We start from the raw sequence: 25,648 nt of genomic DNA, 5'->3' as shown, positions 1-25,648 counted from the left end.
AAAAGTGCCTTTCCTTGGGTGGTGCGACCCCGTCTTGGGTGGAACGGGGAGTCCGTGGGGGCGTCAGGCCGTCCTGCTGCCGGCCGTGGCGGCCTTGAGGAACCTGAGCGCGGGCGCGGGAGAGGATCGGCCGCCGCGCCGGTACAGGGCGCGGGCCGTGCAGTCGCCGGCGAACTGGATGAGGGAGATGACGACGGCGAGGATCGCCACTGTGATCCACATCAGTTGGGTCTCGAAGCGCTGGTAGCCGTAGCGGATGGCGATGTCGCCGAGGCCGCCGGCGCCGACGGTGCCGGCCATGGCGGAGTAGCCGATGAGGGCGACGATCGTGGTGGTCGTGCTGGAGACGAGGGACGGCAGCGACTCCGGGACGAGGACCTTGCGGACCACGGTCCAGGTGTTGCCGCCCATCGCCTGGACCGCCTCCACGAGCCCGCCGTCCACTTCGCGGACGGCCGTCTCGACGAGGCGTGCGAAGAACGGGATCGCTCCGATGGCGAGCGGCACGATGGCGGCGTCGCGGCCGATGGTCGTGCCGGTGATCCACCGGGTGAAGCCCATCAGAGCGATCATCAGGATGATGAACGGCATCGAGCGGGCGACGTTCACGAGCTGGCCGACGACCTTGTTGGCGACGGTGTTGCTCAGGAGTCCGCCCCGGTCGGTGAGCACGAGGAGGATGCCGAGCGGCAGTCCGCCGGCGACGGCGACGAGGGCGGACCAGCCGACCATGTAGAACGTGTCCCGGCAGGCCTGGGTCAGCAGCGGCTGCATCTCGGACCAGTCGGTCGTGCTCACTTGTGTGCACCTTCCTCCACCGGGACGGGCTGCCGGTCCTGTTCGGTGACGACGTCGACCTGGAGTCCCTGCTCGCGCAGGAAGCCGACGGGTACGACGTTGTCCTCGTAGCGGCCGGGCAGTTCGATGCGCATGCGGCCGATCTGGCGGCCGCCGACGGTGTCGACGGCGGCGCCGAGGATGGAGATGTCGATGTTGTAGGTGCGTGCCAGGCGGGAGACGACCGGCTGGGTGGCGCTCTCGCCGCGGAAGGTGACGTCGACGACGGTGCGGTCGGTGCCGGTGGCCTCGCCGCCGACCGGGAACAGGGCGGAGGCCAGAGCGGAGCCGGGGGTGGCCAGCAGTTCGCCGACGGTGCCGGACTCCACGACGCGGCCCCTCTCCATCAGGGCGGCGCTGTCGCAGATCGACTTCACGACGTCCATCTCGTGGGTGATGAGCAGCACGGTGAGGCCGAGCTGCCGGTTCAGGTCGCGCAGCAGTTGGAGGATCGAGCGGGTGGTCTCCGGGTCGAGGGCGCTGGTGGCCTCGTCGGACAGCAGTACCTTGGGGTCGCCGGCCAGGGCGCGGGCGATGCCGACGCGCTGCTTCTGGCCACCGGAGAGCTGGGCCGGGTGGGCGTCGGCCTTGTCGGCGAGACCGACGAGGTCGAGCAGGTCCAGTGCCTTGCGGGAGCGGTCCCGGCCGGACATGCCGAGGATCTCCAGGGGAAGTTCGACGTTGTCCCGCACGGTCCGCGAGGAGAGCAGGTTGAAGTGCTGGAACACCATGCCGATGCGGCTGCGCGCCTCGCGCAGGGCGCGGGAGGCACGGCGGCCGCGGCCGACCAGGGCGGTGAGGTCCTGGCCGTCCACCGTCACGGTGCCGGCGGTGGGTCGTTCCAGCAGGTTGATGCAGCGGATGAGGGAGGACTTGCCGGCGCCGGACTGGCCGATGACGCCGAACACCTCGCCTTCCCGGACATGGAGGTCGACGCCGTCCAGGGCGGTGACCTCGGGGCCGTGGGAACGGTGGGCCCGGTAGGTCTTCGTCAGGCCCGATGTGGTGATCACTGGGGTTTCCGTCACTGTCGGGTGCACGGGCGTGGGTGTGCCCGTGCGGGAGTGCATGCGGTCATGAGCGCGGCACGGTTCTCGCGGTGGCGTGGAACCGGGGGAGAACAGGTGCGCGGTGTCCCCCCGCGCCGTTCAGGCGGTGGGGGCGGGGGCGGACTCACGTACGGTCGGACCCTACGGACGTGCCCGGGTGGCTCGCTTCGGGGCGCGAGGCTCTGGGGTGGTGCAGGGGCCCTCTAGAAGGCGCACATTCGACACATGCGACGAGCACCGGGCGTCATGGTCGCCTCGGTCGCAGGGATGCGGCAGCTCGTCGTGGTCATGCGAGCAGTAAAGCAGACGTACGGTGCTGACCCGCCGCGACCGTCCACATCGTGGACGGCCGCGGACAGGTGCCGGGCGGAGCCGCCCGGCCTCCCCCTTCCGTCCGGTGGCCGCCCGCCGGCCAGTGCGGACAAGGGCGCGGGGCCGGCGGGCAGCCGGGCCGGCGGCCTTGTCACGGGACGGGACAGGCGGCGACGGCTGTGGCCGAAGCCACGGCGGCCGGGCCTGCCGTGGCGCGCCCGGCGACGGCCGGCCCGGGCCCCGGCCGGCCCCCGTCGCGGGGCGGCGACGGGGGCCGGCCGGGGCCGTAATAGGGTCACTGCATGCTTGATGCCCTGACGCTGGTGACCGGTGTCGCCGCGCTGCTGCTCGCCGCGTGGTGCGGCTGGGCGGCCTACCGCGACCAGCCGACGAAGGACTGGCACTTCATCGGAATGGCCGTGGTCACGCTGCTGGCCACCGTCCAACTGGTGACCGGGATCGTGCTGCTGGCGCGGGGCGGGGAGCCGGAGCAGGGCACGACGATCTTCGTGGCGTATCTGCTGGGCGCGTTCGCCTGCATCCCGGCGGCGGGGTTCATGTCGCTTGCCGAGCGCACCCGGTGGGGGTCGGTGACGGTGGCGGCCGGCGGTATCGTCCTGGCCGTGCTCGAGGTGCGGCTCTACGACATCTGGGGAGGCTGAGGTGACCACCGTGGAAGAGAAGCCGAAGCGGCTCATCAGCGGCCCCGGCATGCTGCTGGTCTGGTTCTACGGCGTGATGGTCGTCGGCGCGGTCTCGCGCTCGGTGTACCAGATCGCCACCGAGTTCGACCGTGCCCCGCTGGCGTACTCGCTGTCGGCGGTCGCCGGCCTGGTCTACGGGTTCATCACGTACACACTGGTGCGCGGCGGCGAGAAGGCCCGGCGGGCGGCGCAGGTGTGCTGCGCCGCCGAACTCGCGGGCGTGCTCATCGTCGGCACCTGGACCCTGGTGGAGCCGTCGGCGTTCCCGGACGCGACGGTCTGGTCGGACTACGGCATGGGCTACGTCTTCATCCCCGTGCTGCTGCCGCTGTCGGCGCTGTACTGGCTGCGCCGGAACCGCACGGTCACGCCGTAGCGGCGTACGCCCCCGCCGGCTTCTCCAGGACGATCATCCGTACGCCGTCGGAGCCCTCCATCGTGCCGACGGCCTCGTAGCCCACGCGCCGGTACAGGCGCAGGTTGCCCTCGCTGCGGTGGCCGGCCTGGAGGCGGAACCTCGTGGCGCCGCGCTCCTCGGCCAGGGCGGACTCGGCCGCGCGCAGCAGGCGCGCGCCGATGCCGTGGCCCTGGAGGCGGGGGTGGACGCAGAGGTTGCCGATGGCGGCCGCGCCGTCCTCGCTCACGCGTCCGCGGACGGAGCCGACGACCTCTTCGCCGAGCCGGGCCACGAAGACGCAGTCGGCGGCGACCTCCGCCCGGACGGAGTCGAGGGTCTGGACGAGCGGGTCGATGCGGTAGTTGCCGTACAGCGCCGCCTCGCTCTGGAAGCACAGGTACTGGAGCCTGAAGATCTGCTCCGCGTCCTGCTCGGTCGCCACCGAGATGGTCACGCTCATGCCCATGTGCGCATGCCTCCCGCTCACCTGATCACCGGTTGTCCCCCACTCCTATCCCCGCACTTCGCGAGCCGCAACCTCCGGCGCGAGCAGGCGGCGCAGACATTCCAGGCATCTGGAACGTTCCGGCCCGAGAGAGCCCTGTGAGATACCCAACTCCCCGGCGATCTCGCGGTAGGTGAGGTCCCTCGGCGACAGGAGCGCCTCCAGCAGACCGGGGCAGCGGCCGGGCAGCCGGCGGACGGCCTCGCGCAGGGCGCGGCGGGCGGCGAGGGCGAGGGCGAGGCCTTCCGGGTCCCGGTCGCCGATGTCGGCGGGCTCGGTGCCGTAGGGCCGTTCCAGGCGGCGCGTGCGCCGGGTGCGCCGGGCCTCGAAACGGACGGCGCGCCGGAGCCAGCCGGGCGGGTCGGCCGGCGGGGCGCCGGAGGCGAGCCGCTCCAGCAGCCGGAGCCAGACCTCCTGTTCCAGGTCGCCGGGATCGGTGCCGAGGGCGTGGGCCTCCGCCCGGGCCTCTGCGGCGAGGAGGGGGCGGAGGGCGGCGAGGAGGTCGTGCTTCATGTGCGGCACGACGCGGCCGCGCGGGCGGCGGGTTGCCCGGGCGGCCTGGGGTCACTCCATCGGGTGGGTCAGCCCTTGACGCAGTCCTCGCGGGCCAGCACGGCGGTGTCGGGGTTGTCGGTGAAGACGCCGTCGATGCCGGTGGCGAAGTACGTCCGGAAGGCGCCGAAAGCGTCACCGTAGGCGTCGGCGTCCGTGCCCGCGCGGAAGTCGGCCGGCAGGAAGGGGTTCTCGTTGCGCATCGTCCAGGGGTGCAGGACGAGCCCCACCCTGTGCGCGTCGGCGACGAGCGTGGTGGGCCGGGTCAGACGGCCGTCGGCGTCCCTGGGGATGACGAGGTCCAGGGTGGGGCCGATGCCCTGGGCGTAGCCGGCGATCTCCCGCAGGCCCCTGGGGGTGATCAGGTCGGCGACCGTGCGCGGGTCACCCGCCTCGACGAAGTCCCAGGGGCGGCTGTTCGCCGAGGACAGCAGCACGACCAGCGGGTTGTCGACGAGCCTGTTCAGCCGCTCGATGCTGCTCGGCTCGAAGGACTGCACGATGACCGGCGAGGTCCGGCGGTCCTTGCGGTGCCTGCGCAGCAGCGCGGCGACCCGCTCCTCCAGGGGCAGGCCCAGCTTGCGGAAGTAGCTCGGGTGCTTGGTCTCGGGGTAGATCCACACCGGCCGGCCGCGCCGGCGGCTCTGCTCGTCCTGCCACCGCAGGACCTCTTCGAAGGTGGGGATCTCCCAGCGTCCGTCGTAGAGGGTGTTGTGCGGCCGGTTGGCCCGGATGCGCTCGACGGCCCGCAGCCGCTTCAGTTCCGCGAGGCTGAAGTCCTCGGTGAACCATCCGGTGGTGGGAACCCCGTCGACGACCTTGGTCGTCCTGCGGTCGGCGAACTCGGGGTGGGAGGCGACGTCCGTGGTGCCGCCGATCTCCGGCTCGTGGCGGCACACGAGGTGACCGTCGCGGGTGGGCACCAGGTCGCCGGCCTCGACGATGTCGGCTCCCAGGTCGAGGGCCAGCTGGTAGGAGCCGAAGGTGTGCTCGGGCCGGTATCCGCTGGCTCCGCGGTGCCCGATGACCGTCGGCACGGGCAGGCTCCCGAGCCCGCCGCCGTGCCCGGCGCCCCGGGCCGCGCTCGCGGTGCCGGGCAGCCCGAGGACGGCGCCGCCCGCACCGAGCACCGCCGCGCCGAGCAGTGCCCGTCGCGCGGTCCCGCCCGCGCGGTCCTCCGACTCCTGCGGTACCCGCGTTCCGTCCGTTGCCATGCGCGTCCTCCTGCCGGCCTGCTGGCTGGGTGTTCTGGCGCGCCGATCGTAGGGGCGTGGACATGACGAACGGGAGGCGTCGGCTCGAACGCGCGGATGACGGCGGATGACGCCTGCGCGCCGCGGCCTGACGGCCCGTCGGCTCCACGGTGCGACGCGGCCGCCGGGCGGCGGTTCGCACGCGATGTGCGTCACACCGGATCCGCCGTGCAACGCGCCGTCCACGGCACGGCACCGCAGGTAAACCCGCATCAACAGTGCGTAAGAACTCGGTGAACCCGATGTGCGTCACCAGGGGGGCCGCGAGTATCGTCCTCACCTGCACAGACTCATACCGCAAACCCTTGACACCGGAGGGCCCGTTGTCCCGCTTCGCGATCATCAAGGCAGTGCTCGGCCCGGTCATGCGCCTGATGTTCCGGCCACAGGTGGAGGGCGCGGAGCACATCCCCGGCGACGGTCCGGTGATCCTGGCCGGCAATCACCTCACCTTCATCGACTCGATGATCCTTCCGCTCGTCTGCGACCGGCAGGTCGTCTTCATCGGCAAGGACGAGTACGTCACCGGCAGGGGCCTCAAGGGCCGGCTCATGGCCTGGTTCTTCACCGGTGTCGGCATGATCCCGGTCGACCGGGACGGCGGCCGCGGCGGTGTCGCCGCCCTGATGACCGGCCGGCGGGTGCTGGAGGAGGGCAGGGTCTTCGGCATCTACCCCGAGGGCACCCGGTCGCCCGACGGACGGCTGTACCGGGGTCGCACGGGCATCGCGCGGCTGACACTCATGACCGGCGCACCGGTGGTGCCGTTCGCGATGATCGGCACTGACAAGATCCAGCCGGGCGGGTCGGGGATGCCCCGGCCGCACAAGGTGACGGTCCGTTTCGGCCCGGCGATGGAGTTCTCGCGGTACGAGGGGATGGACCGGGACCGCTATGTGCTGCGAGCCGTGACGGACTCGGTGATGACCGAGGTGATGCGGCTGTCGGGGCAGGAGTACGTGGACATGTACGCGAGCAAGGCCAAGGAGGCGGCGTAGGACCCGCCGCTCCCGTCGCCCCCGCCGCCCCGTCCCGAGGGCACGCCCCACGCCGCCCGGCGTGGGGCGTCGGTGTGTCCGGGCCCCGGTTCGCGCACGTCCGGTACGGGAACCGGGGCTCGGCGAGCCGGGGCGCGGGGACGCGCAGCGGGCGGGAGCCCGGCGCCGGTGGTGGGCACAGGGTCCGGGGGCGGCTCCCCGCGGGCCGGGCGACCCGGCGCGGCCGCGGCTCAGAGCCGCCGGCGACTGCCGGTGGGCGACGGGTCCCGGCGCGGCTCAGCCGTGCCGACGCCCGCCGTCCTGGGGCCTGCCGTCCAACCACTGGCCGCGGAGCATGAACCAGGCTGCCGCAGCCGTGGCCAGCAGGACGGCCGCGCCGACTCCCGTGGCGACGGTGAGGCCGTGGACGAAGGCCTCCCGGGCCGAGGACAGCAGTGCCTCCGCGGTTCGCGGGGACAGGCCCTGTGCCGCCTCCACCGCACCGCCCAGTGACTCGTGGGCCGCGGCCGGGGCACCGGCGGGCACCGGGAAGGCGCGGTAGGCACCCGTCACGATGGAGCCGAGTACGGCGATGCCGAGGGCGGCGCCGAGTTCGTAGGCCGTCTCCGAGACCGCGGAGGCAGCGCCCGCCTGCTCCTTGGGCACGCTGGAGAGGATCACGTCGGCGGTGACGGTGAAGGAGAACCCCGCGCCGACGCCCACGACCAGCAGGGCGGCGCCGAGCAGCGGGTAGCCGGTCGACCGGTCCAGCGTGGTCAGCACGGCGAGCGCCAGACCGATCGCGGCCAGACCACCGGAGACGACGGTGCGCACCGACAGGCGGCGGGCCGCACGACCGGCGACGAGACCGGCCGCCACCGCGCCGATCGCCGCGGGCAGTTCGGCGAGGCCCGCCTCGAACGGGCGCCTGCCCTGGACCAGTTGCAGGTACTGGGAGAGGAAGAAGACCAGGCCCGACAGACCGAAGACGGTGAGCAGGTCGGCGAGGACCGCCCCGCTGAATCCGCGACTGCGGAACAGGCGCATGTCCAGCAGGGGCGCGGGCAGCGTGAGCTGGCGGCGGACGAAGCCGTACAGGGCGGCGGCGCCGAGCAGGCCGGCGGCGAGGGTGCTCCAGGCGAAGCCGTGCGCGGCGGCCTCCTTCACCGCGTACACGAGGCCGATCATCCCGACGAGGGACAGCAGCACACTGGTCACGTCCCACGGGCCGGGATTCGGGTTCCGCGATTCGGGCAGCGTCCTGATGCCGACGAGGACCAGCACCACCATCACCGGCAGGTTGATGAGGAAGACCGAGCCCCACCAGAAGTGCTCCAGCAGGAAGCCGCCGGCGACGGGGCCGACGGCCGTGCCCGCGGAGGCGGTGGCGCCCCAGATGCCGACGGCGAGACTGCGCTCGCGCGGGTCGTGGAAGATGTTGCGGATCAGGGCCAGGGTGGCGGGCATGAGGGTCGCGCCGGCGACCCCGAGCAGCGCCCGGGCCATGATCATCGTCTCGGGCGTGGTGGCGTAGGCGTTGAGCACGGAGATCGCGCCGAAGGCCGTGGCGCCGCCGAGCAGGATCCGCTTGCGGCCGATGCGGTCGCCGAGGCTGCCCATGGAGACGAGCAGGCCCGCGATGACGAACGAGTAGACGTCGCCGATCCACAGCAGCTGGGTGCCGGACGGCTGGAGGTCCTCGCTGATGTAGGGGGTCGCCAGGCCGAGGACGGTCGCGTCGACGGCCACCAGCAGCACGGCGAGCACGAGGACGGACAGCGCGAGCCAGCGGCCCGGGCGCTTCACCGCCTCGCTCGTGCGTGCCGGCTGCAGGGTGCTGGTCATGGTTCCTCTCTTCGGGGTGTGTCCGCGGGTCGGGTACCGGCGCGGAGTGGTTCAGGCGGTGGGGGTGTCCGTGGGGCGGCGCGCGCCGCCCAGCAGCAGTTCGACGATCATGTAGGTGAACTCGCGGGGCGCGACCCGGCCTTCGGCCACCGCCCAGGCGGCGGACGCCAACAGGCCGTACAGCGCCTCGGTCAGCCACGCGGGGGTGAGGTCGATCCGGAACTCCCCGGTCTCCTGACCACGCCGGAACAGATCCGCGATGCGCTCGTCGATGCGGGCCCAGCCCGCGTTCTGCTCCTCCCCCTCGAACAACTGGTTCTCGGTGTAGAGGAAGGCGAGCAGGCCCGCCTGCGGCTCGATCTCGGCAACGAGCCGGCGTACGGCGTCGCCGACCGGGCCTTCGTCGAGCCGGGCGGCGTCCAGGGCGGCCTCGCACTCGGCGATGCCGAGCGCCTCCAGCGCCCGCACGAGCGCGTCGCGGCCGGCGAAGTGCCGGTGCAGCGTGGCACGGCTGATCCCGGCGGCTCTGGCGACCTCGTCCATGGTCGCGGTGGACTTGCGGGTCAGCAGGGTGGCGGCGCTGCGCAGTACGTGGTCAGGGTCGACAGCCATGACACAACCATACCCCATGTGAGACATCCCTGTCTCACTCAAGGCATGTGAGTCTCACCTTGGGGACAGGGGGACACCGACCGGGGTCCGGCGCGTCCTCGCCGGCCGGTCTGGAGGCGGACCCGTCACCCGGACGCGGAGGCGGGCCCGCTCGGCGTGCAGGCGCCTCGGGGACGGGAGCGGGAACGGCCGGCCGCATCGAGCGCAGGCGGTCATGCGGCCGGCCGCATCGAGCCACGGTTCCGTCGGTGTGCCCGCGCCTCCGCACCGCCGGTGCGGCCGGGCCGGCGTGGGCTCAGTGCCAGGGCAGCTGCCCGCGGCGCGCCCAGTAGGCCCCCGGCTCCTCGACGAGGGCGGCGAGTCGGGCCACCTGGTCCTCGTCCAGGTCGACGGCCGGGGCGTGCAGGTTGGAGGCCAGCTGGGCGACGGTCGCGGCACCCGAGAGGACGACGCCGGCCCAGGGCCGGCGCAGCACGAGTGCGAGGGCGACGGCGTCGCAGCTGAGCCCCGTCTCGCGGGCGACGGCCTGCAACGGCTCCGGCGCGTGCGGCCCGGCGAGCCGCCCGTTGGCCATGCCCTCCTTGACGATCACGGTGAGGCCGGCGTCGTGCGCCTCGGCGAGGGCGGCCCCGGCCGATGTCTCCAGGGCGTTGTACGTGGACTGGACGGTGCGGAAGAGGGGCTCTCCGTCGACCGTGACGGCGAGCGCGGCGCGGATGGCGTCGGCCTGCACGGGGCCGCTGGTGGAGAAGCCGACGGTGACGCCCTCGGCGGCCGCCTCGGCCAGCCGGGCGTGCAGTTTGCTGTCGGTGAGGGCGGGACTGTCCGGGGTGACGGAGTGGATCTGGTAGAGATCGAGCCGGTCACCGAGGAGGGTGTCGGTCTCGGCGCGCTGCCGCTCGTAGGTGGCGAGGCCGTGGTCCTTGACCTCGTGGTGCTCGGCGTCGGTGGACCAGCCCGCGGTGTAGGTGTAGCCCCACTTGCTGCCGACGACGACGTCGTCGAGGGCGGGACGCGCGGCGAGCCAGTCGGCGAGGAACTCCTCGGAGCGGCCGTAGGAGCGGGCCGCGTCGATGTACCTGACGCCTTGGGCGTAGGCGGCGTCGAGGAGTTCGTGGGTGCGCTCGCGCAGGGCCTCGACGCTGCGGTCGGGGGGCAGGTCGTGGTCCCGGCCGAGGTTGATGTAGCCGGGGCGGCCGACGGCGGCGAGACCGAGCCCGATGTGGCAGGTCGGCGTCGTGGCAGCGGCGAGACGTGCGAAGGGCATCGACGGCTCCGTTCGGTCGGGTGACCAACGTAACCGCGAACGGGCACTCCGCCGCCACCTGGGCACGCGTCGCCCGCGGTGCCCTCACCGGACCGCGCCCCTCGGGCCGCTCCCCGGCGCCGGCGTGGGCACGGCCGGTCGGCGGGACCGGCGCACCCCGGCGGCGAGCCGGACCTCCGGCGGGAGGGGGCGGTCAGCCGCCCGGGAGTGGAGTCCCCGACCGGCGCGGCACGGCAGGGGCGGCGGCCCCCGGCGTGCCGGCAGGTGTACGGCCGGCGCCCGGCGGCGGGGTCGCGGCCCCGCGGGAAGCCGGTGCGGGCTACTTCTTCGCCCCGACCCACTCCCGCTGCACCGTCAGGTCGGCCTTCACCTCGGCCAGCTGCGTGGCCACGGCATCGGGTGCCGTGCCGCCGCGCCCGTTGCGGGAGGCGAGGGCGCCGGGGACGTGGAGAACCGAGCGGACCTCCGGAGTGAGGTGGGCGGAGATCTCGGCGAACTGCTCGTCGGTCAGGTCGTCGAGCTCCTTGCCCTCGGCCTCGGCGACCTTCACGCACTCCCCGGCGACCTCGTGCGCCACCCGGAAGGGCACGCCCTGCTTCACCAGCCACTCGGCGATGTCGGTGGCGAGGGAGAAGCCGGCCGGCGCCAGCTCCTCCATGCGCTCGCGGTGCACGGTCAGGGTCGCCATCATGCCGGTGAAGGCGGGAAGCAGGATCTCCAGCTGGTCGATGGAGTCGAAGACCGGCTCCTTGTCCTCCTGGAGGTCCCGGTTGTACGCGAGCGGCAGCGCCTTCAACGTGGCCATCAGGCCCGTGAGGTTGCCGATCAGCCGGCCGCTCTTGCCGCGCGCCAGCTCCGCGATGTCCGGGTTCTTCTTCTGCGGCATGATCGACGAGCCGGTGGAGAACGCGTCGTGCAGCGTCACGAAGGAGAACTCCTTCGTGTTCCAGATGATGATCTCCTCGGCGATGCGGGAGACGTCGACGCCGATCATCGCCGTGACGAAGGCGAACTCCGCGACGAAGTCGCGGGAGGCCGTGCCGTCGATGGAGTTGCCGACGCTGCCGTGCTCGAAGCCGAGGTCCCTCGCGACCGCCTCCGGGTCGAGGCCCAGGGACGATCCCGCCAGCGCGCCGGAGCCGTAGGGCGAGACCGCGGTCCGCGCGTCCCACTGCCGCAGCCGCTCGGCGTCCCTGGACAGGGCCTGCACATGGGCGAGGACGTGGTGGGCGAAGAGCACCGGCTGGGCGTGCTGGAGGTGGGTGCGTCCGGGCATCGCGACGTCCGGGTGTGCCTCCGCCAGGCCCACCAGGGCCTCCTGGAGATCGGTGACGAGACCGCCGACGATCCGGGCGTGGTCGCGCAGGTACATGCGGAACAGGGTCGCGACCTGGTCGTTGCGGGAGCGGCCCGCGCGCAGCTTGCCGCCCAGGTCGGGACCGAGCCGTTCGAGCAGGCCCCGCTCCAGGGCCGTGTGGACGTCCTCGTCGGCGACGGTGCCCACGAAGTCACCCGAGGCCACGTCCGCCTCCAGCCGGTCGAGGCCGTCGAGCATCCGGGTCAGTTCGTCCTCCGTGAGCAGTCCCGCCTTGTGCAGCACGCGCGCGTGGGCACGGGAGCCGGCGATGTCGTACTTCGCGAGCCGCCAGTCGAAGTGGACGGACGCGGACAGCTTGGCCAGGGCCTCGGCGGGGCCGTCGGCGAAACGGCCGCCCCACAGCCGGACGTCACCGCTGTTGCTGCTCACTTGCGTTGCTCCTCGGGAGGGTGGGTCGGTGTGACGCGGGAACCTTGCTTGCATGATTATGCGGAGCAATGCATGATTCGTCAATCCTGCCGGTGGACAGGCCGGAACCGGCTTCCCGGATCTCTTCCTCGGGCAGGTGAACGAGGTGGGCCGATAATCGTCACCCATGGGACAAACCTATGAGCGCATCGACGGCAGGCTCCGCTCCTTCATCGAGGCGCAGCCCGTCTTCTTCACAGCCACCGCCCCGCTGTCCGGCGACGGGACGGTCAACCTGTCCCCCAAGGGTCTGCGGGGCTCCTTCGCGATCCTCGACGAACGGACCGTCGCCTACCTGGACTTCGCCGGATCCACCGCGGAGACCGTCGCCCACCTGAGGGAGAACGGCCGCATCACACTGATGTGGTGCGCCTTCCAGGGGCCGCCGAACATCGTCCGCGTGCACGGTCGCGGGGAGCCCGTCTTCCGCGACGACCGGCGCTTTTGGGGACTGCTCGCGCACTTCCCCGACATCGACCCGGGCGCCCACGGGCTCCGCGCCGTCGTCGTCGTCCGTGCCGAACTCGTGCGGGACTCCTGCGGCTACGCGGTGCCCTTCATGACCTACGACGGCGACCGCGATCTGCACGGCAGGCGCTTCGCACGCGAGGACGACGACTCGCTCGGCGCGTACTTCGAGAAGAAGGAGCACATCGCGACCAGCATCGACGGGCTGCCCGGGCTGCCGCTACCGCTGCCGCCCTCGCCCCCTTCGCCCCCGTCCGCCCGGTGAGCCCGGGACGGCCGGGGGAGGCGGTCACCCCGTGCCGAGCCGGACCGTGAAGGTCGTGGATCCGGGGCGGCTGTCCAGCGCCACGCTGCCGCCGTGCGCCTCCACCACGGCCGCGACGATCGCCAGGCCCAGGCCCGCCCCGCCGCCGGTGCTGTCCGTGCGGCGGCGGTGCTCGGCCCGGGTGAAGCGTTCGAAGACGCCCGGCTGGACGTCGGACGGGACGCCCGGGCCGTCGTCGTGGACGGTCAGCACCGCCTCGCCCCCCCTCGCCCCCGTCCGCCCGGTGAGCCCGGGACGGCCGGGGGAGGCGGTCACCCCGTGCCGAGCCGGACCGTGAAGGTCGTGGATCCGGGGCGGCTGTCCAGCGCCACGCTGCCGCCGTGCGCCTCCACCACGGCCGCGACGATCGCCAGGCCCAGGCCCGCCCCGCCGCCGGTGCTGTCCGTGCGGCGGCGGTGCTCGGCCCGGGTGAAGCGTTCGAAGACGCCCGGCTGGACGTCGGACGGGACGCCCGGGCCGTCGTCGTGGACGGTCAGCACCGCCTCGCCCCCCTCGACGGCCAGGGCCACCTCCACCTCGGTGCCCACGGGTGTGTGCAACCGGGCGTTGGCCAGCAGGTTGGCCAGCACCTGGTGCAGGCGGTGGGCGTCGCCGGGCACCGTCACCGGTTCCTCCGGCAGGTCCAGGGTCCAGCGGTGCCCGGGCCCCGCGGCCCGCGCGTCCGTGACCGCGTCGAGCACCAGCCGGGTCAGATCGACCGGGCGCCGCTCCAAGGGGCGTCCCGCGTCCAGGCGGGCCAGCAGCAGCATCTCGTCGACCATCTCCCCCATCCGGGACGACTCCGCCGCGATCCGCTCCAGCGCCCGGGTCACCTCCGGGGGCACCGGCCCGGGATGCAGCAGGGCCAGTTCGGCGTGGCCGCGCACCGAGGCCACCGGGGTGCGCAGTTCGTGGCTGGCGTCGGCCGCGAAGCTCCGCAGGCGCTCCTCACTGGCGTGCCGTTTGGTGAGGGCGTCCTCGACATGGCCCAGCATGCGGTTGAAGGCGGCGGCGACCCGCCCCACCTCGCTGCGCGGGTCGTAGTCCGGGGCCCGGGACGGCAGCGCCACCTCACCGCTGGCCAGCGGCAGTTCGCTGACCCGTTCGGCCGTGGCGGCGACGCGGCTGAGCGGGCGCAGCGACCAACGCACCCACAGCACGCCGGCCACGCCGGTGAGGGCGAGCGCGACACCGAAGACGACACCGGCCACCAGTTCCAGGCGGTGCACGGCCGACTCCACGGGTTCCATGGGAAGCCCGGTGATCAGCACGTCGCCGTCCAGGCCCGAGGCGGCCGTCACCCGATACTCGTCCAGGGCGGACAGGGACACGGTGTGCGGCCTGCCGTCGACGGGGACCGCGGCGAGTTCCTGCTCGTCCCGGGCAGTCAGGTCGACGCCCTCGACGGCGACGGCGGTGCCGGTGGGGACGACGGCGGCGTGGGTGACGACACCGTCGACCAGGCGGGCTCCGAACGTGCCGGCCGCCTGGTGGCGGGTGTCGCCGTGCTCGTCGCCGTCATGGTCGTCGCGCGGTGCGGAGCCGTTCTCCAGGCTGGCCGGGAAGCGGGTCCCGACGTCCTGCAGCTGCTGGTCGACGCGGCCGGTGAGGAAGTGCTCCAGCTCGACCACGGCGGCGACGCCCACCGCCGCGCAGCTGACCGCCAGCAGTACCACGAGCCCGGCGATGAGCCGGCCCCGCAGCGTGCGGGGCCGGGGCAGGCGTCGCAGCTGCCCTGCCGCCCTCATCGGGTGGCCGGCTTCAGCACGTATCCGGCACCCCGCACGGTGTGGATCATCGGCTCGCGGCCCGCGTCGACCTTCTTGCGCAGGTAGGAGATGTACAGCTCGACGACATGGGCCCGGCCGCCGAAGTCGTAGGACCACACCCGGTCCAGGATCTGGGCCTTGCTGAGCACCCGGCGCGGGTTGCGCATGAGGAAGCGGAGCAGTTCGAACTCGGTGGGCGACAGTTCGATCAGCTCTCCGGCGCGGGTGACCTCGCGGGCCTCCTCGTCCATGACGAGATCGCCCACGGTCAGCCGCGGCCCGTCGTCCAGCAGCCGGGCCATGCCCGCGCGGCGCAGCAGGCCGCGCAGCCGGGCGACGACCTCCTCCAGGCTGAAGGGCTTGGTCACGTAGTCGTCGCCGCCGGCGGTGATGCCCGCGATCCGGTCCTCCACGGCGTCGCGCGCGGTCAGGAAGAGCACGCACACGTCGGGCTGCACCGTGTGCAGCCGGCGCAGCACCGCGAAGCCGTCGGTGTCGGGGAGCATCACGTCCAGGACGACCGCGTCCGGCTGGAGCTCCCCGGCCTCCGCGACGGCCGAGGCGCCGTCCCCTGCCGTGCGCACCTGCCAGCCCTCGTAGCGGAGCGCGCCGGAGAGCACCTCCGCGAGATCGGGGTCGTCGTCGACGACGAGGATGCGCAGCGGGGTGCCGTCGGGGCGGGTGAGGGCGGGCCGGCCGGAGCGGGTGGTGTTCATGGCTCCTTCAAGGATCGTGACTTCTCCCAGGATCCCTCCTGACCAGGGTGACGTGCGTCTGAGAAGCCTCTGAGTCTCCTCTGAGTCGCCCCCGGGAGCCGCTTTCTCAGAGCGCTCTGAGAGGTTCGGCGCGCAGAGTTGCGTCCCGGAACGGCGAAAGGACGCGACTGATGACCACCGTGTACGAGCGGCGGACGGCACCGCCCGTGGTGCCGCCGGCCCGGCGCTCCCCGGCAGCCCCGCTGCTGGCCCTGCTGTGGGCCGGTGCCGCGGCCGTGATCGCCCTGTGGTGGGCGGACACCGGCTCCGTGGTCGGGGCGGCGGGCTGGCTGACGGGGGCGGGGCGGATCACGGGGCTGCTGTGCGGCTACGCGTGCGTGGTCCTCGTCGGCCTGATGGCCCGCGTTCCGCTGCTGGAGCGCCGGATCGGCTCCGACCGGGTGGCCCGCTGGCACGCGATGGCCGGCCGCTACACCATGTTCCTGCTGCTGGCGCACGTGGTGCTGATCCTGGCCGGGTACGCCGCCCAGGACCGGCAGACACTGTGGCACGAGGCGGTCACCGTGGTCCTGGACTACCCGGAGATGCTGAAGGCGACCGCGGCCACGCTGATACTCCTCGCAGTCGGCGTCACCTCCGTGCGTGCCGCGCGCCGCCGTACCAGCTACGAGTTCTGGTACTACGTGCACCTCCTCACCTACGCCGCCGTGTTCCTCTCCTTCGGCCACCAGCTGGCCCTCGGCAACGACTTCGCCGGCAGCACCGCGGCGACGGCCGCCTGGTACGCGCTGTACCTGGGTGTGGCGGCGCTCGTGCTGTGGTTCCGCGTCCTCGTGCCGGTCCGGCTCAACCTCCGGCACCGGCTGCAGGTGGAGTCGGTGCACCAGGAGGCGCCCGGCGTGTACTCGGTCGTGGTCCGCGGGCAGCGGCTGGAGGAACTGGGCGCACAGGCCGGGCAGTTCTTCCGCTGGCGGTTCCTCGGGGCCGGGCTGGCCCGGACGTCGACGCCGTACTCCCTGTCGGCCCCGCCGCGCGAGGACCGGATGCGGATCACCGTCAAGGCGCTCGGCGCGCACAGCGCGGGCGTGGCGCTGCTGCGGCCCGGCACCCGGGTGTGGGCCGAGGGGCCGTACGGGTCCCTGACGGCCGGCCGGCAGCGGGCGCCGAAGTCGCTGCTGATCGCGGGCGGCGTCGGCATCACCCCGCTGCGGGCGCTGTTCGAGACGCTGCCGGGCGAGGTGAGCCTGCTGTACCGGGCGCGCCGCGCGGAGGACCTCGCGCTGGGCGGAGAGCTGGAGGCGATCGCGCGCTGGCGGGGCGGGAGGGTGCTGTACGCGCTCAACGGCCCGCACGGGGAGCGCCCCGACCTGACGGCCCGTTCCCTGGCCGCGACCTTCCCGGACCTCGCCGCGCACGACGTCTACCTGTGCGGTCCCCACGGCTTCGCCCGGGACCTGTACCGGGAGCTGCGCGACGCCGGGGTGCCGGACCGCCGTATCCACCACGAGTCCTTCGAGCTGTGAGGTCTGCCCGTGCACGCGTTGAGGAAGAGCCGCCCGCTGCGCCGGATCGTGCTGGCGAGTGCCGCCACCGTCTCCGGGCTGGTGCTGCTGCTGTCGCTGAAGCCGCACACCGCTCCGGCCCTGGCCGTCGGCACCCCCGCGCCGACCAGCAGCTCCAGCAGTGCGGCCGGTTCGGGCGGCACCAGCGGCACGACCGGGAGCCGGACCGTCACCGGCGACTCGGTGGACACCCGCTGGGGCCCGGTCCAGGTGCGCATCACCATCCAGGACGGGAAGCTGACGGAGGTCACCGCGGTCACCTATCCGACGGAGAACCGCCGCGACCAGGAGATCAGCAGCTACGCCATCCCCCAGCTGCGACGCGAGGCACTCGCCGCGCAGAGCGCGAACATCGACACGGTGTCGGGGGCGACGTACACGAGCACCGGGTACCGCCAGTCGCTCCAGTCCGCTCTGGACTCGGTCGGGCTCTGAACACTCCTGTGGCATGGCACGTATCTGTGGGCCAAGGGTCCCGTCCCCACGGAGGAACCGTGACCACCACGCTCGCCGGCGGCCGTGCCGCCCGCCGTCAGACGATGCGCCGCATCCGCCCGCGGCGCTCCCCCGCCGTCCCGCTGGTGCTCGCCGTATGGGCGGGCGCCGCGGGCGTTCTGTGGCTGTGGTGGCGGAACACGCCGTCCATCGCGGACGACACCGGCCGGATCCTCAACGCCGGGCGCATCACCGGGCTCCTCGCCGGCTACCTCATGGCGCTCGTGGTGCTCCAGATGGCCCGGGTGCCCGCGCTGGAACGACGGGTGGGCTCGGACCGGGTGGCCCGCTGGCACGCGATGACCGGCCGCTACACGATCTGCCTGGTGCTCGCGCACGTCTTCCTGACCATGTGGGGTTACGCGCTCCAGCAGGGCCGGTCGCTCGGCGACATCGTCCGGCAGACGATCGACTCGGTCGAGCAGCTGCCGGACATGGGCAAGGCGGCACTCGGCACCGGCCTGCTGCTGCTCATCGGTCTGGTCTCGGTCGGCGGGATCCGCCGCCTGCTGCCGTACGACGCCTGGTACCACATCCACCTGCTGACGTACGCGGCGGTGTTCCTGACGTTCTGGCACCAGATCAGCACCGGCAACGACTTCGCCGTCGAGCCGGCCGCCAGGACCTTCTGGTACGGCCTGTACGGCTCCGTCACCGCGCTGATGCTGTGGTTCCGCGTGCTGACGCCGATCCGGCTGAACCTGCGTCACCGGATGCGGGTCGAGGCGGTGATCGAGGAGACGCCGGGCATCGTGTCGGTACTGATCGGCGGGAGGCGGCTGCACCGGATGGGCGCGGAGGCCGGGCAGTTCTTCCGCTGGCGGTTCCTGGCCCCGGGCATGCGGTTCAGTTCGCACCCCTACTCGCTGTCGGCGGCTCCGCGCCCGGACGTGCTGCGGATCACGGTGAAGGCGATCGGCGACCACAGCGCCCGGTTGCGGGAGCTGGAGCCCGGCACACGCGTATGGGCCGAGGGCCCCTACGGTGCGCTGACCGCGGGGCGCCGCAGCCGCGGCAAGGTGCTGCTGGTCGCGGGCGGGGTCGGCATCACGCCGATGCGGGCCCTGTTCGAGACGCTGCCGGCGGCCTCGGGGGACCTGACACTGCTCTACCGGGCCAACAGCACCCAGGACCTGGCGCTGTGGGACGAGCTGGCCTCCATCGCCGACGAGCGCGGGGCGCGGCTGATGTACGCGGTCAACAGCCCGGACGGGGCACGCCCCGACATCTCGGCGGAGCGGCTGCGGCAGAAACTGCCCGACATCGACGAGCATGACGTGTTCATGTGCGGGCCGCCCGGTTTCGCGCAGTCGGTCTACGAGGCCCTGCGCGGTGCCGGCGTCCCCGCCCGCCGCATCCATCACGAGTCGTTCGCCATGTGAGCGGCAGACCGTCACCACACCGCGTCGAATGCGGTCTTCAGGAGCTGTGGGAGCGATGAGGAAGAGTCACCCCGTGCGGCGCGTCGTGCTCGCGACCGCGGCCACCGTGTCCGGGATCGTACTGCTGCTGTCGTTGAAACCGGCGTCCGGGCCGTCCGCGCAGGCGGCGGGCGGGGCGCTGCCGCAGGCCACGGCGGCGGGACAGGAGTCGCCGCAGGGCGGCGCCCGGGCCGTCGGCGGCGGCACGGTCACCGGCGAGGCCGCCCGGACCCAGTACGGGACGGTGCAGGTCCGGATCACGGTGAGCGGCGGCCGGATCACCCGGGCCGAGGCCGTCGAGGCGCCCCGGGGCGGGCGCAGCGACCAGATCACGGCGATGGCGGTCCCCCGGCTCAACGAGGAGGCGGTCGCGGCGCAGAGCGCGCAGATCGACGCGGTCTCCGGGGCGACGTACACGAGCACCGGGTACCGGCAGTCGCTGCAGTCCGCGCTGGACCGGGCGAAGACGGCCGGCTCGGGCGGTTCCGGTGGCGCCTCGGCAGCCGCCCGGACCGTGACCGGCGACGTGGCGCAGACCCGGTACGGTCCCGTGCAGGTACGCGTCACCGTCAGCGGCGGCCGGATCACCCGGGCCGAGGCGGTCCAGGCGCCCCGGGGCGGGCGCAGCGACCAGATCAGCGACGACGCCCTGCCCCGGCTCGGCCGGGAGGCCGTCGCGGCGGGCAGCGCGGACATCGACGCGGTCTCGGGGGCGACGTACACCAGCACCGGGTACCGGCAGTCGCTCCAGTCGGCTCTGGACCGGATCGGTGACTGAGCCGGTGGAAGGTTCGGAACAGGCTCCCGCCGCGGTACGTCGGGCGGAGGAGGTCATGGGGACGGTCTTCTCCTTCGACGTCCGCGGCGGGGATCCCGATGCGGTACGGGCGGCCCTCGACGAGGCGGTCGCCGAACTGCATCGCGTCGACGAGGTGTACAGCACCTACCGGGAGAACAGCCAGATCTCCCGGCTGGCCCGCGGTGAGCTGACCGTGGAGGAGTGCGACCCCGAGGTCGCCGACGTGCTGGAACTGGCCGCCGAGGCCGAGCGGGTCAGCGACGGCTGGTTCAGCCGGCGCTATGCCGGCCGCCTCGACCCGACGGGGATCGTCAAGGGCTGGGCGGCCGAGCGAGCGGCGGACACGCTGATGGCCGCCGGCGCGGCCGGCGTCAGCGTCAACGGCGGCGGGGACGTCCAGATGGCCGGGATGCCGGGGCCCGGGCGCCCGTGGCGCGTCGGCATCGCCGACCCGCTGCGGCCGGGCGGGCTGGCAGCGGTGATCTCCGCGGCCGGCGTCGACCGGCTGGCCGTCGCCACGTCCGGTACGGCGGAGCGGGGTGCCCACATCGTCGACCCGCGCACCGGCCGGTCCGCCGTGACGGACCTGGTGGCGGTGACCGTGGTGGGCCCCTCGCTGACCTGGGTGGACTGCTGGGCGACCGCGGCGTTCGCGATGGGGTCGCGGGCCGGGCTGACGTGGCTGGAGTCCTTGCCCGAGGTGGAGGCGCTGCTCATCACCGCGGGTGACGAGGTGCGGTGCACGGACGGGTTGGCGGCGCGGCTGGGCTGAACGGCCCCCGGCCCGGGCTGCCGGGCCGACCGGCTGGGCGGTGCGGCCGGGCCGATCGGTGCGGCCGGGCCGGTCCCGGCCGGGACCGCGCCGCCGCGCGGCCTCCGCCCGACCGGGATCGTCCGGCGACCGGGATCGCCAAGGACGGCCGGTCGCCCCGGAGCGCGTACGGGAACCGGCGGAGTGCCTGCGGGGAGGACCGGGAACGCCGGAGGCGTCCGGCCCCGCAACGGGTGCCGCGGTACCGCGGGTGACCCGCGGCACCCCTCAGTGGCTGTTCTGGGCCAGCCGCAGCAGGTGGTCGGCCAGAGCCTGCCCGCCGCTCGGATCACGGCTGATCAGCAGCAGTGTGTCGTCACCGGCGATCGTCCCCAGGATGTCCTGCAGCTCGGCCTGGTCGATGGCCGAGGCCAGGAACTGGGCGGCCCCGGGCGGGGTCCGCAGCACCACCAGGTTGGCGGAGGCCTCGGCGGAGATCAGCAGCTCCTGCGACAGGCGCCGCATCCGCTCTTCCTTCGCCGACCCGCCCAGTGGCGCCCGCGGGGTGCGGAAACCCCCCTCGCTCGGCACCGCGTAGATGAGATCTCCGTCGGTGTTGCGGATCTTCACCGCGTTGAGCTCGTCGAGGTCCCGGGAGAGGGTCGCCTGCGTGACGCTCAGCCCGTCGTCGGCCAGCAGCTTGGCCAACTGGCTCTGGCTGCGCACCGGCTGCCGGTTGAGGATGTCCACGATCCGGCGGTGGCGGGCGGTTCGGGTCTGCGGCACGGCGGGCCCGGACGTCTGCTCGTGGTCCTGCGCCTGGCTCATCGTCTCCCAATCTCCGGATCATCCGTCCCCGTCGGCCACGTCCAGGATGCCGGGCAGCGCCCCGAGGAAGGCGTCCACCGCGTCGTCGCCGATGTTCAGCGCCGGCATGAGCCGGACGACGTCGGGGGCGGGCGCGTTCACCAGGAAACCGGCCTCCTGGGCCGCCTGCTGCACCTGCTGCGCGTGCGGCCCGGTGAGCACGATACCCAGGAGCAGGCCGGCGCCCCGCACATAGTCGATCAGCGGGTGGCCGAGGCCCTCGATTCCCTCGCGGAGCTTCTCGCTCTGCGCCTTGACGTTCTCCAGCAGTCCCTCGCCCGCGATGGTGTCGAGGACGGCGAGCCCGGCGGCGCAGGCGACCGGGTTCCCGCCGAAGGTGGTGCCGTGCTGGCCGGGCCGGAGCAGGTCGGCGGCCCGGCCGAAGGCGACGGTCGCGCCGAGCGGCAGCCCGCCGCCGAGCTGCTTGGCGAGGGTGACGACGTCCGGCAGCACCCCCTCGTGGGCCTGGTACGCGAACCAGTGCCCGGTGCGGCCGACGCCGGTCTGCACCTCGTCGAGCACCAGCAGGGCGCCGGTGGCGGCGGTGATCGCTCGGGCCGCCTTCAGATAGCCGGCCGGCGGGACCACGACGCCGTTCTCGCCCTGGATCGGCTCGATGACGACCAGGGCCGTCTCGTCCGTCACCGCCGCGGCCAGCGCCTGCGCGTCGCCGTAGGGCACGTGGGTGACGTCGCCGGGCAGCGGCAGGAAGGGCTCCTGCTTGGCGGGCTGGCCGGTGAGCGCGAGGGCGCCCATGGTGCGGCCGTGGAAGCCGCCGGTGGTGGCGACCATGTGGGTCCGGCCGGTGAGCCGGCCGATCTTGAACGCGGCCTCGTTGGCCTCGGCGCCGGAGTTGCAGAAGAAGACCCGGCCCTCCCGGCCGAAGAGCTGGAGCAGCCGCTCGGCGAGGGCGACGGTGGGTTCGGCGAGGAACAGGTTGGAGATGTGGCCGAGGGAGCCGATCTGGCGGCTGACGGCCTCGACGACGGCCGGGTGGGCGTGTCCCAGGGCGTTGGTGGCGATGCCGCCGACGTAGTCGGCGTAGGCGCGGCCGTCGGCGTCCCACACCGTGGTGCCCGCACCGCGCACCAGGGGCAGCCGCGGGGTGCCGTAGTTCTCCATGAGCGCGCCCTGCCACCGCGCGGTCAGTTCCCGGTTGCTCATGACTCCCCCTGTGCGGCCGGTACGGCGGCCGCGGTCCCGTCGGGCACGACCATCGTGCCGATGCCCTCGTCGGTGAAGATCTCCAGCAGGATCGAGTGCTGGACGCGGCCGTCGATGACGCGCGCGGTGCGTACGCCGTTGCGGACGGCGTGCAGGCAGCCCTCCATCTTCGGGACCATGCCGGAACTCAGCTCCGGCAGCAGTTTCTCCAGCTGGGAGGCGGTGAGGCGGCTGATCACCTCGTCCGAGTGGGGCCAGTCCTCGTAGAGGCCCTCGACATCGGTGAGGACCATCAGGGTCTCGGCGCCCAGGGCGGCGGCGAGAGCGGCCGCCGCCGTGTCGGCGTTGACGTTGTAGACGTGCCCGTCGTCCTGGGAGCGGGCGATCGAGGACACGACGGGGATCCGGCCGTCGGCCAGCAGCGCCTCGATCGCGCCCGTGTCGATCCCGGTGATCTCACCGACCCGGCCGATGTCGACCGGCTCGCCGTCGATCTCCGGCCGGTGCTTGACGGCGGTGATGGTGTGCGCGTCCTCGCCGGTCATCCCGACGGCCAGGGGGCCGTGCTGGTTGAGCAGTCCGACCAGTTCGCGCTGCACCTGTCCGGCGAGCACCATCCGTACGACGTCCATGGCGTCCTCGGTGGTGACGCGGAGCCCGGCCTTGAACTCGCTGACGATGCCGTGCCGGTCGAGGGCCGCGCTGATCTGCGGGCCGCCGCCGTGCACCACGACGGGCTTGAGGCCGGCGTGGCGCAGGAAGACCACGTCCTGGGCGAAGGCGGCCTTCAGTTCCTCGTCCACCATGGCGTTGCCGCCGAACTTGATGACGACGGTCCTGCCGTGATGCCGGGTCAGCCAGGGCAGCGCCTCGATGAGGATCTGCGCCTTGGGCAGTGCCGTGTGCTTGCGAGTGCTCATGAGGAATAGGCGCTGTTCTCGTGGACGTAGTCGGCGGTGAGGTCGTTGGTCCAGATCGTCGCGGTCTCGGTGCCCGCGGAGAGGTCGGCGACGATGTGCACCTCGCGGTAGCGCATGTCGACCAGTTCCCGGTCCTCCCCGACGGACCCGTTCTTGCAGACCCGGACGCCGTTGATGGCGACGTTGAGCCGGTCGGGTTCGAAGGCGGCCCGGGTGGTGCCGATCGCGGAGAGCACGCGGCCCCAGTTGGGGTCCTCGCCGTGGAGGGCGCACTTGAGGAGGTTGTTGCGGGCGATGGAGCGGCCCACCTCGACGGCGTCGTCCTCGGTCGCGGCGTTGACCACCTCGACCTTGATGTCCTTGCTGGCACCCTCGGCGTCGCCGATGAGCTGCCGGCCGAGGTCGTCGCAGACCTGCCGCACCGCCTCGGCGAACTCGGCGAGCCCGGGGGCGATGCCGGAGGCCCCGGAGGCGAGCAGCAGCACGGTGTCGTTGGTGGACATGCAGCCGTCGGAGTCGACCCGGTCGAAGGTCACCCTGGTGGCCGCGCGGAGGGCGCCGTCGAGCGCGTCGCCGTCCAGGTCGGCGTCGGTGGTGAGCACCACGAGCATGGTGGCCAGGCCCGGGGCGAGCATGCCGGCGCCCTTGGCCATACCGCCGACGGTCCAGCCGTCCCGGGTCACGACGGACGTCTTGTGGACGGTGTCGGTGGTCTTGATGGCGAGGGCGGCCTTCTCGCCGCCGTGCTCGGACAGCTGGGCCGCGGCCGTCCCGATGCCGGCGAGGACCTTGTCCATCGGCAGCAGGACGCCGATGAGGCCGGTGGAGCACACGGCGATCTCGACGGCGCCCCGGCCGAGCACCTCGGCCGCCTTCTCCGCGGTGGCGTGGGTGTCCTGGAAGCCCTGGGGGCCGGTGCAGGCGTTGGCGCCGCCGGAGTTGAGGACGACGGCCGAGACCTGGCCGCTCCTGACGACCTGCTCGGACCACAGGACCGGGGCGGCCTTCACACGGTTGGAGGTGAAGACGGCCGCGGCGGCGCGGCGGGGCCCGTCGTTGACCACGAGGGCCAGGTCCGGGTTGCCGTTCTCCTTGATCCCGGCCGCGATGCCCGCCGCCGTGAATCCCTTCGCTGCCGTGACGCTCACTGCATCTCCTCGTTCTCTCCCCCGCCCGCGCGGTGCGCCGGCGGGGCCTGCGTCGTCGTCCGCGACCCGGTGGCCGCGGAAGCCGGCCCGGTCGCCGCCGGGAGCTGCCCCCGGTTCACGGTGCGACTCCGATCGTGGACAGCCCCGTGGTCTCGTCGAGCCCCAGGGCGATGTTCATGCTCTGGACGGCACCGCCCGCGGTGCCCTTGGTCAGGTTGTCGATGGCGCTGATCGCGATGATGCGGTTCGCGGCTTCGTCGTACGCGACCTGCACCTGAGCGGCATTGGAACCGTGGACGGACGCCGTCGCCGGCCACTGCCCCTCGGGGAGCAGGTGGACGAACGGCTCGTCGGCGAAGGCCTTCTCGTAGGCGGCGCGGACGCTCTCCGCCGTGGTGCCGGCGACGGCGGAGGCGGTGCAGGTCGCGAGGATCCCGCGCGGCATCGGCGCCAGGGTCGGGGTGAAGGACACCGACACCCGCCGCCCCGCCGCCCCGCTGAGGTTCTGGATCATCTCGGGGGTGTGCCGGTGGCCGCCGCCGACGCCGTAGGGCGACATGGAGCCCATGACCTCGCTGCCCAGCAGATGGGGCTTGGGAGCCTTGCCCGCGCCGGACGTGCCGGAGGCGGCGACGATCACGGCCTCGGGCCGGGCGAGGTCCGCCGCGTACGCCGGGAACAGGGCGAGCGTCACGGCCGTCGGGTAGCAACCGGGCACCGCGATGCGCTTGGACCCCTCCAGCGCAGCGCGGGCACCCGGCAGTTCGGGAAGGCCGTAGGGCCAGGTGCCGGCGTGCGGGGAGCCGTAGAACCTCTCCCAGTCGCCGGCGTCCCTGAGCCGGAAGTCGGCCCCCATGTCGACGACGAGGACGTCCGGCCCGAGCTGCTCGGCGACGGCGGCCGACTGGCCGTGGGGCAGCGCGAGGAAGACCACGTCGTGACCGGAGAACACCTCGGCGGTGGTCTCCTGGAGCACCCGGCCGGCCAGCGGCAGCAGGTGCGGCTGGAGCGCGCCCAGCTTCTGCCCGGCGTTGGAGTTGCCGGTCAGGGCGCCGATCTCGACCTCGGGGTGGGCCAGGAGCAGGCGCAGGGCCTCGCCACCCGCGTACCCGCTCGCTCCGGCCACCGCCACACGTACCGCCATGTCCACCCTCCTCTAGAGGGCATG

General features: G+C 73.2%; 25 protein-coding genes and 1 pseudogene. 9 read left to right on the top strand and 17 right to left on the bottom strand.

The window, feature by feature from the left end; translation table 11 throughout:
* Positions 1–63 precede the first annotated feature (63 nt).
* Entirely contained in the window at positions 64–774 is a 711-nt protein-coding gene (locus JS756_RS15525; RefSeq protein ID WP_205383775.1) for a methionine ABC transporter permease, read from the bottom strand.
* A gap of 20 nt (positions 775–794) precedes the next feature.
* On the bottom strand, positions 795–1,850 hold the full coding sequence (locus JS756_RS15520) for a methionine ABC transporter ATP-binding protein (protein WP_205383696.1): 1,056 nt from the start codon (positions 1,848–1,850) through the stop codon (positions 795–797).
* 650 nt (positions 1,851–2,500) lie between these two features.
* Here JS756_RS15520 and JS756_RS15515 point away from each other — a divergent pair.
* Together JS756_RS15515 and JS756_RS15510 are read left to right on the top strand one after the other, a co-directional pair.
* On the top strand, positions 2,501–2,860 hold the full coding sequence (locus tag JS756_RS15515; RefSeq protein WP_205383695.1) for a hypothetical protein: 360 nt from the start codon (positions 2,501–2,503) through the stop codon (positions 2,858–2,860).
* A 1-nt stretch (position 2,861) separates the two neighbouring features.
* Entirely contained in the window at positions 2,862–3,278 is a 417-nt protein-coding gene (locus JS756_RS15510) for a hypothetical protein (RefSeq protein ID WP_205383694.1), read from the top strand.
* Here JS756_RS15510 and JS756_RS15505 read toward each other — a convergent pair.
* The 3 genes from JS756_RS15505 to JS756_RS15495 all read right to left on the bottom strand — a co-directional run bounded on the left by JS756_RS15505 (position 3,268) and on the right by JS756_RS15495 (position 5,570).
* Positions 3,268–3,765, bottom strand: coding sequence for a GNAT family N-acetyltransferase (locus JS756_RS15505; RefSeq protein WP_205383693.1), 498 nt, complete (start codon positions 3,763–3,765; stop codon positions 3,268–3,270). The two genes, JS756_RS15510 and JS756_RS15505, sit on opposite strands and share 11 nt — an antisense overlap.
* 45 nt (positions 3,766–3,810) lie before the next feature.
* Positions 3,811–4,317 (bottom strand): RNA polymerase sigma factor, encoded by a 507-nt coding sequence (locus tag JS756_RS15500; protein WP_205383692.1) that lies wholly within the window; start codon positions 4,315–4,317, stop codon positions 3,811–3,813.
* Positions 4,318–4,385: 68 nt separating this feature from the next.
* Positions 4,386–5,570, bottom strand: coding sequence for a glycerophosphodiester phosphodiesterase (locus JS756_RS15495; RefSeq protein WP_205383691.1), 1,185 nt, complete (start codon positions 5,568–5,570; stop codon positions 4,386–4,388).
* A gap of 362 nt (positions 5,571–5,932) precedes the next feature.
* On the opposite strand from JS756_RS15495, the gene JS756_RS15490 reads away from it, so the two are divergent.
* Positions 5,933–6,607, top strand: a complete 675-nt coding sequence (locus tag JS756_RS15490) for a lysophospholipid acyltransferase family protein (RefSeq protein WP_205383690.1) — start codon at positions 5,933–5,935, stop codon at positions 6,605–6,607.
* Between the two features lie 276 nt (positions 6,608–6,883).
* Here JS756_RS15490 and JS756_RS15485 read toward each other — a convergent pair whose 3' ends face one another.
* The 4 genes from JS756_RS15485 to argH all read right to left on the bottom strand — a co-directional run bounded on the left by JS756_RS15485 (position 6,884) and on the right by argH (position 12,057).
* A complete protein-coding gene (locus tag JS756_RS15485) occupies positions 6,884–8,431 on the bottom strand; it encodes an MFS transporter (protein WP_205383689.1) in 1,548 nt (515 codons plus the stop codon).
* 51 nt (positions 8,432–8,482) lie between these two features.
* Entirely contained in the window at positions 8,483–9,043 is a 561-nt protein-coding gene (locus JS756_RS15480; protein WP_240203803.1) for a TetR/AcrR family transcriptional regulator, read from the bottom strand.
* A 295-nt stretch (positions 9,044–9,338) separates the two neighbouring features.
* Positions 9,339–10,310, bottom strand: coding sequence for an aldo/keto reductase (locus JS756_RS15475; RefSeq protein ID WP_205383687.1), 972 nt, complete (start codon positions 10,308–10,310; stop codon positions 9,339–9,341).
* 319 nt (positions 10,311–10,629) lie between these two features.
* Positions 10,630–12,057, bottom strand: coding sequence for an argininosuccinate lyase (argH, locus tag JS756_RS15470; RefSeq protein WP_205383686.1), 1,428 nt, complete (start codon positions 12,055–12,057; stop codon positions 10,630–10,632).
* Between the two features lie 166 nt (positions 12,058–12,223).
* On the opposite strand from argH, the gene JS756_RS15465 reads away from it, so the two are divergent.
* Positions 12,224–12,829 (top strand): pyridoxamine 5'-phosphate oxidase family protein, encoded by a 606-nt coding sequence (locus JS756_RS15465; protein ID WP_205383685.1) that lies wholly within the window; start codon positions 12,224–12,226, stop codon positions 12,827–12,829.
* Between the two features lie 24 nt (positions 12,830–12,853).
* Here the strand turns inward: JS756_RS15465 and JS756_RS15460 are convergent.
* The 3 genes and pseudogenes from JS756_RS15460 to JS756_RS15450 all read right to left on the bottom strand — a co-directional run.
* A pseudogene (locus tag JS756_RS15460) lies at positions 12,854–13,090 on the bottom strand (ATP-binding protein); the annotation flags it as partial.
* Positions 13,091–13,140: 50 nt separating this feature from the next.
* On the bottom strand, positions 13,141–14,616 hold the full coding sequence (locus tag JS756_RS15455; RefSeq protein ID WP_205383684.1) for a sensor histidine kinase: 1,476 nt from the start codon (positions 14,614–14,616) through the stop codon (positions 13,141–13,143).
* Positions 14,613–15,353, bottom strand: coding sequence for a response regulator transcription factor (locus tag JS756_RS15450; RefSeq protein WP_205383683.1), 741 nt, complete (start codon positions 15,351–15,353; stop codon positions 14,613–14,615). Before JS756_RS15450 ends, JS756_RS15455 begins: the two co-directional genes overlap by 4 nt.
* Before the next feature lie 170 nt (positions 15,354–15,523).
* On the opposite strand from JS756_RS15450, the gene JS756_RS15445 reads away from it, so the two are divergent.
* The 5 genes from JS756_RS15445 to JS756_RS15425 are packed head-to-tail and all read left to right on the top strand — an operon-like array spanning position 15,524 to position 20,402.
* A complete protein-coding gene (locus tag JS756_RS15445) occupies positions 15,524–16,876 on the top strand; it encodes a ferredoxin reductase family protein (RefSeq protein ID WP_205383682.1) in 1,353 nt (450 codons plus the stop codon).
* 9 nt (positions 16,877–16,885) lie between these two features.
* Positions 16,886–17,350, top strand: a complete 465-nt coding sequence (locus JS756_RS15440; RefSeq protein WP_205383681.1) for an FMN-binding protein — start codon at positions 16,886–16,888, stop codon at positions 17,348–17,350.
* Positions 17,351–17,409: 59 nt separating this feature from the next.
* Entirely contained in the window at positions 17,410–18,792 is a 1,383-nt protein-coding gene (locus tag JS756_RS15435) for a ferredoxin reductase family protein (protein ID WP_205383680.1), read from the top strand.
* Positions 18,793–18,847: 55 nt separating this feature from the next.
* A complete protein-coding gene (locus tag JS756_RS15430) occupies positions 18,848–19,609 on the top strand; it encodes an FMN-binding protein (protein WP_205383679.1) in 762 nt (253 codons plus the stop codon).
* Between the two features lie 55 nt (positions 19,610–19,664).
* Positions 19,665–20,402, top strand: a complete 738-nt coding sequence (locus JS756_RS15425; protein ID WP_205383678.1) for an FAD:protein FMN transferase — start codon at positions 19,665–19,667, stop codon at positions 20,400–20,402.
* A 267-nt stretch (positions 20,403–20,669) separates the two neighbouring features.
* On the opposite strand, the gene JS756_RS15420 is transcribed toward JS756_RS15425, so the two are convergent.
* The 5 genes from JS756_RS15420 to argC all read right to left on the bottom strand — a co-directional run bounded on the left by JS756_RS15420 (position 20,670) and on the right by argC (position 25,624).
* Complete coding sequence (locus JS756_RS15420) at positions 20,670–21,209, bottom strand: arginine repressor (protein ID WP_205383677.1); 540 nt, start codon at positions 21,207–21,209, stop codon at positions 20,670–20,672.
* Positions 21,210–21,227: 18 nt separating this feature from the next.
* On the bottom strand, positions 21,228–22,412 hold the full coding sequence (locus tag JS756_RS15415; protein ID WP_205383676.1) for an acetylornithine transaminase: 1,185 nt from the start codon (positions 22,410–22,412) through the stop codon (positions 21,228–21,230).
* Complete coding sequence (argB, locus tag JS756_RS15410; protein WP_205383675.1) at positions 22,409–23,332, bottom strand: acetylglutamate kinase; 924 nt, start codon at positions 23,330–23,332, stop codon at positions 22,409–22,411. The genes JS756_RS15415 and argB overlap by 4 nt, the downstream gene beginning before the upstream one ends.
* Positions 23,329–24,480 carry a bifunctional glutamate N-acetyltransferase/amino-acid acetyltransferase ArgJ gene (gene argJ / locus JS756_RS15405; RefSeq protein WP_205383674.1) on the bottom strand — a complete coding sequence of 384 codons (1,152 nt, stop codon included), beginning with the start codon at positions 24,478–24,480 and terminating at the stop codon, positions 23,329–23,331. The genes argB and argJ overlap by 4 nt, the downstream gene beginning before the upstream one ends.
* 115 nt (positions 24,481–24,595) lie before the next feature.
* On the bottom strand, positions 24,596–25,624 hold the full coding sequence (argC, locus tag JS756_RS15400; protein ID WP_205383673.1) for an N-acetyl-gamma-glutamyl-phosphate reductase: 1,029 nt from the start codon (positions 25,622–25,624) through the stop codon (positions 24,596–24,598).
* Positions 25,625–25,648 lie beyond the last annotated feature (24 nt).

Origin of the sequence: Streptomyces actuosus (genome assembly GCF_016921115.1) — a bacterium.
Lineage (GTDB): Bacteria > Actinomycetota > Actinomycetes > Streptomycetales > Streptomycetaceae > Streptomyces > Streptomyces actuosus_A.
The sequence above is the reverse complement of the archived record's forward strand: the minus strand, read 5'-3'. Positions and strand labels throughout refer to the sequence as shown.

Excerpts from the sequence above, each read along its gene's own strand:
- JS756_RS15525 (WP_205383775.1), bottom strand. The coding sequence starts at position 774 with ATGCAGCCGCTGCTGACCCAGGCCTGCCGGGACACGTTCTACATGGTC.
- JS756_RS15515 (WP_205383695.1), top strand. The coding sequence starts at position 2,501 with ATGCTTGATGCCCTGACGCTGGTGACCGGTGTCGCCGCGCTGCTGCTC.
- JS756_RS15505 (WP_205383693.1), bottom strand. The coding sequence starts at position 3,765 with ATGGGCATGAGCGTGACCATCTCGGTGGCGACCGAGCAGGACGCGGAG.
- JS756_RS15500 (WP_205383692.1), bottom strand. The coding sequence starts at position 4,317 with ATGAAGCACGACCTCCTCGCCGCCCTCCGCCCCCTCCTCGCCGCAGAG.
- JS756_RS15495 (WP_205383691.1), bottom strand. The coding sequence starts at position 5,570 with ATGGCAACGGACGGAACGCGGGTACCGCAGGAGTCGGAGGACCGCGCG.
- JS756_RS15485 (WP_205383689.1), bottom strand. The coding sequence starts at position 8,431 with ATGACCAGCACCCTGCAGCCGGCACGCACGAGCGAGGCGGTGAAGCGC.
- JS756_RS15480 (WP_240203803.1), bottom strand. The coding sequence starts at position 9,043 with ATGGCTGTCGACCCTGACCACGTACTGCGCAGCGCCGCCACCCTGCTG.
- JS756_RS15475 (WP_205383687.1), bottom strand. The coding sequence starts at position 10,310 with ATGCCCTTCGCACGTCTCGCCGCTGCCACGACGCCGACCTGCCACATC.
- JS756_RS15465 (WP_205383685.1), top strand. The coding sequence starts at position 12,224 with ATGGGACAAACCTATGAGCGCATCGACGGCAGGCTCCGCTCCTTCATC.
- JS756_RS15455 (WP_205383684.1), bottom strand. The coding sequence starts at position 14,616 with ATGAGGGCGGCAGGGCAGCTGCGACGCCTGCCCCGGCCCCGCACGCTG.
- JS756_RS15450 (WP_205383683.1), bottom strand. The coding sequence starts at position 15,353 with ATGAACACCACCCGCTCCGGCCGGCCCGCCCTCACCCGCCCCGACGGC.
- JS756_RS15445 (WP_205383682.1), top strand. The coding sequence starts at position 15,524 with ATGACCACCGTGTACGAGCGGCGGACGGCACCGCCCGTGGTGCCGCCG.
- JS756_RS15430 (WP_205383679.1), top strand. The coding sequence starts at position 18,848 with ATGAGGAAGAGTCACCCCGTGCGGCGCGTCGTGCTCGCGACCGCGGCC.
- JS756_RS15425 (WP_205383678.1), top strand. The coding sequence starts at position 19,665 with ATGGGGACGGTCTTCTCCTTCGACGTCCGCGGCGGGGATCCCGATGCG.
- JS756_RS15420 (WP_205383677.1), bottom strand. The coding sequence starts at position 21,209 with ATGAGCCAGGCGCAGGACCACGAGCAGACGTCCGGGCCCGCCGTGCCG.
- JS756_RS15415 (WP_205383676.1), bottom strand. The coding sequence starts at position 22,412 with ATGAGCAACCGGGAACTGACCGCGCGGTGGCAGGGCGCGCTCATGGAG.
- argB (WP_205383675.1), bottom strand. The coding sequence starts at position 23,332 with ATGAGCACTCGCAAGCACACGGCACTGCCCAAGGCGCAGATCCTCATC.
- argC (WP_205383673.1), bottom strand. The coding sequence starts at position 25,624 with ATGGCGGTACGTGTGGCGGTGGCCGGAGCGAGCGGGTACGCGGGTGGC.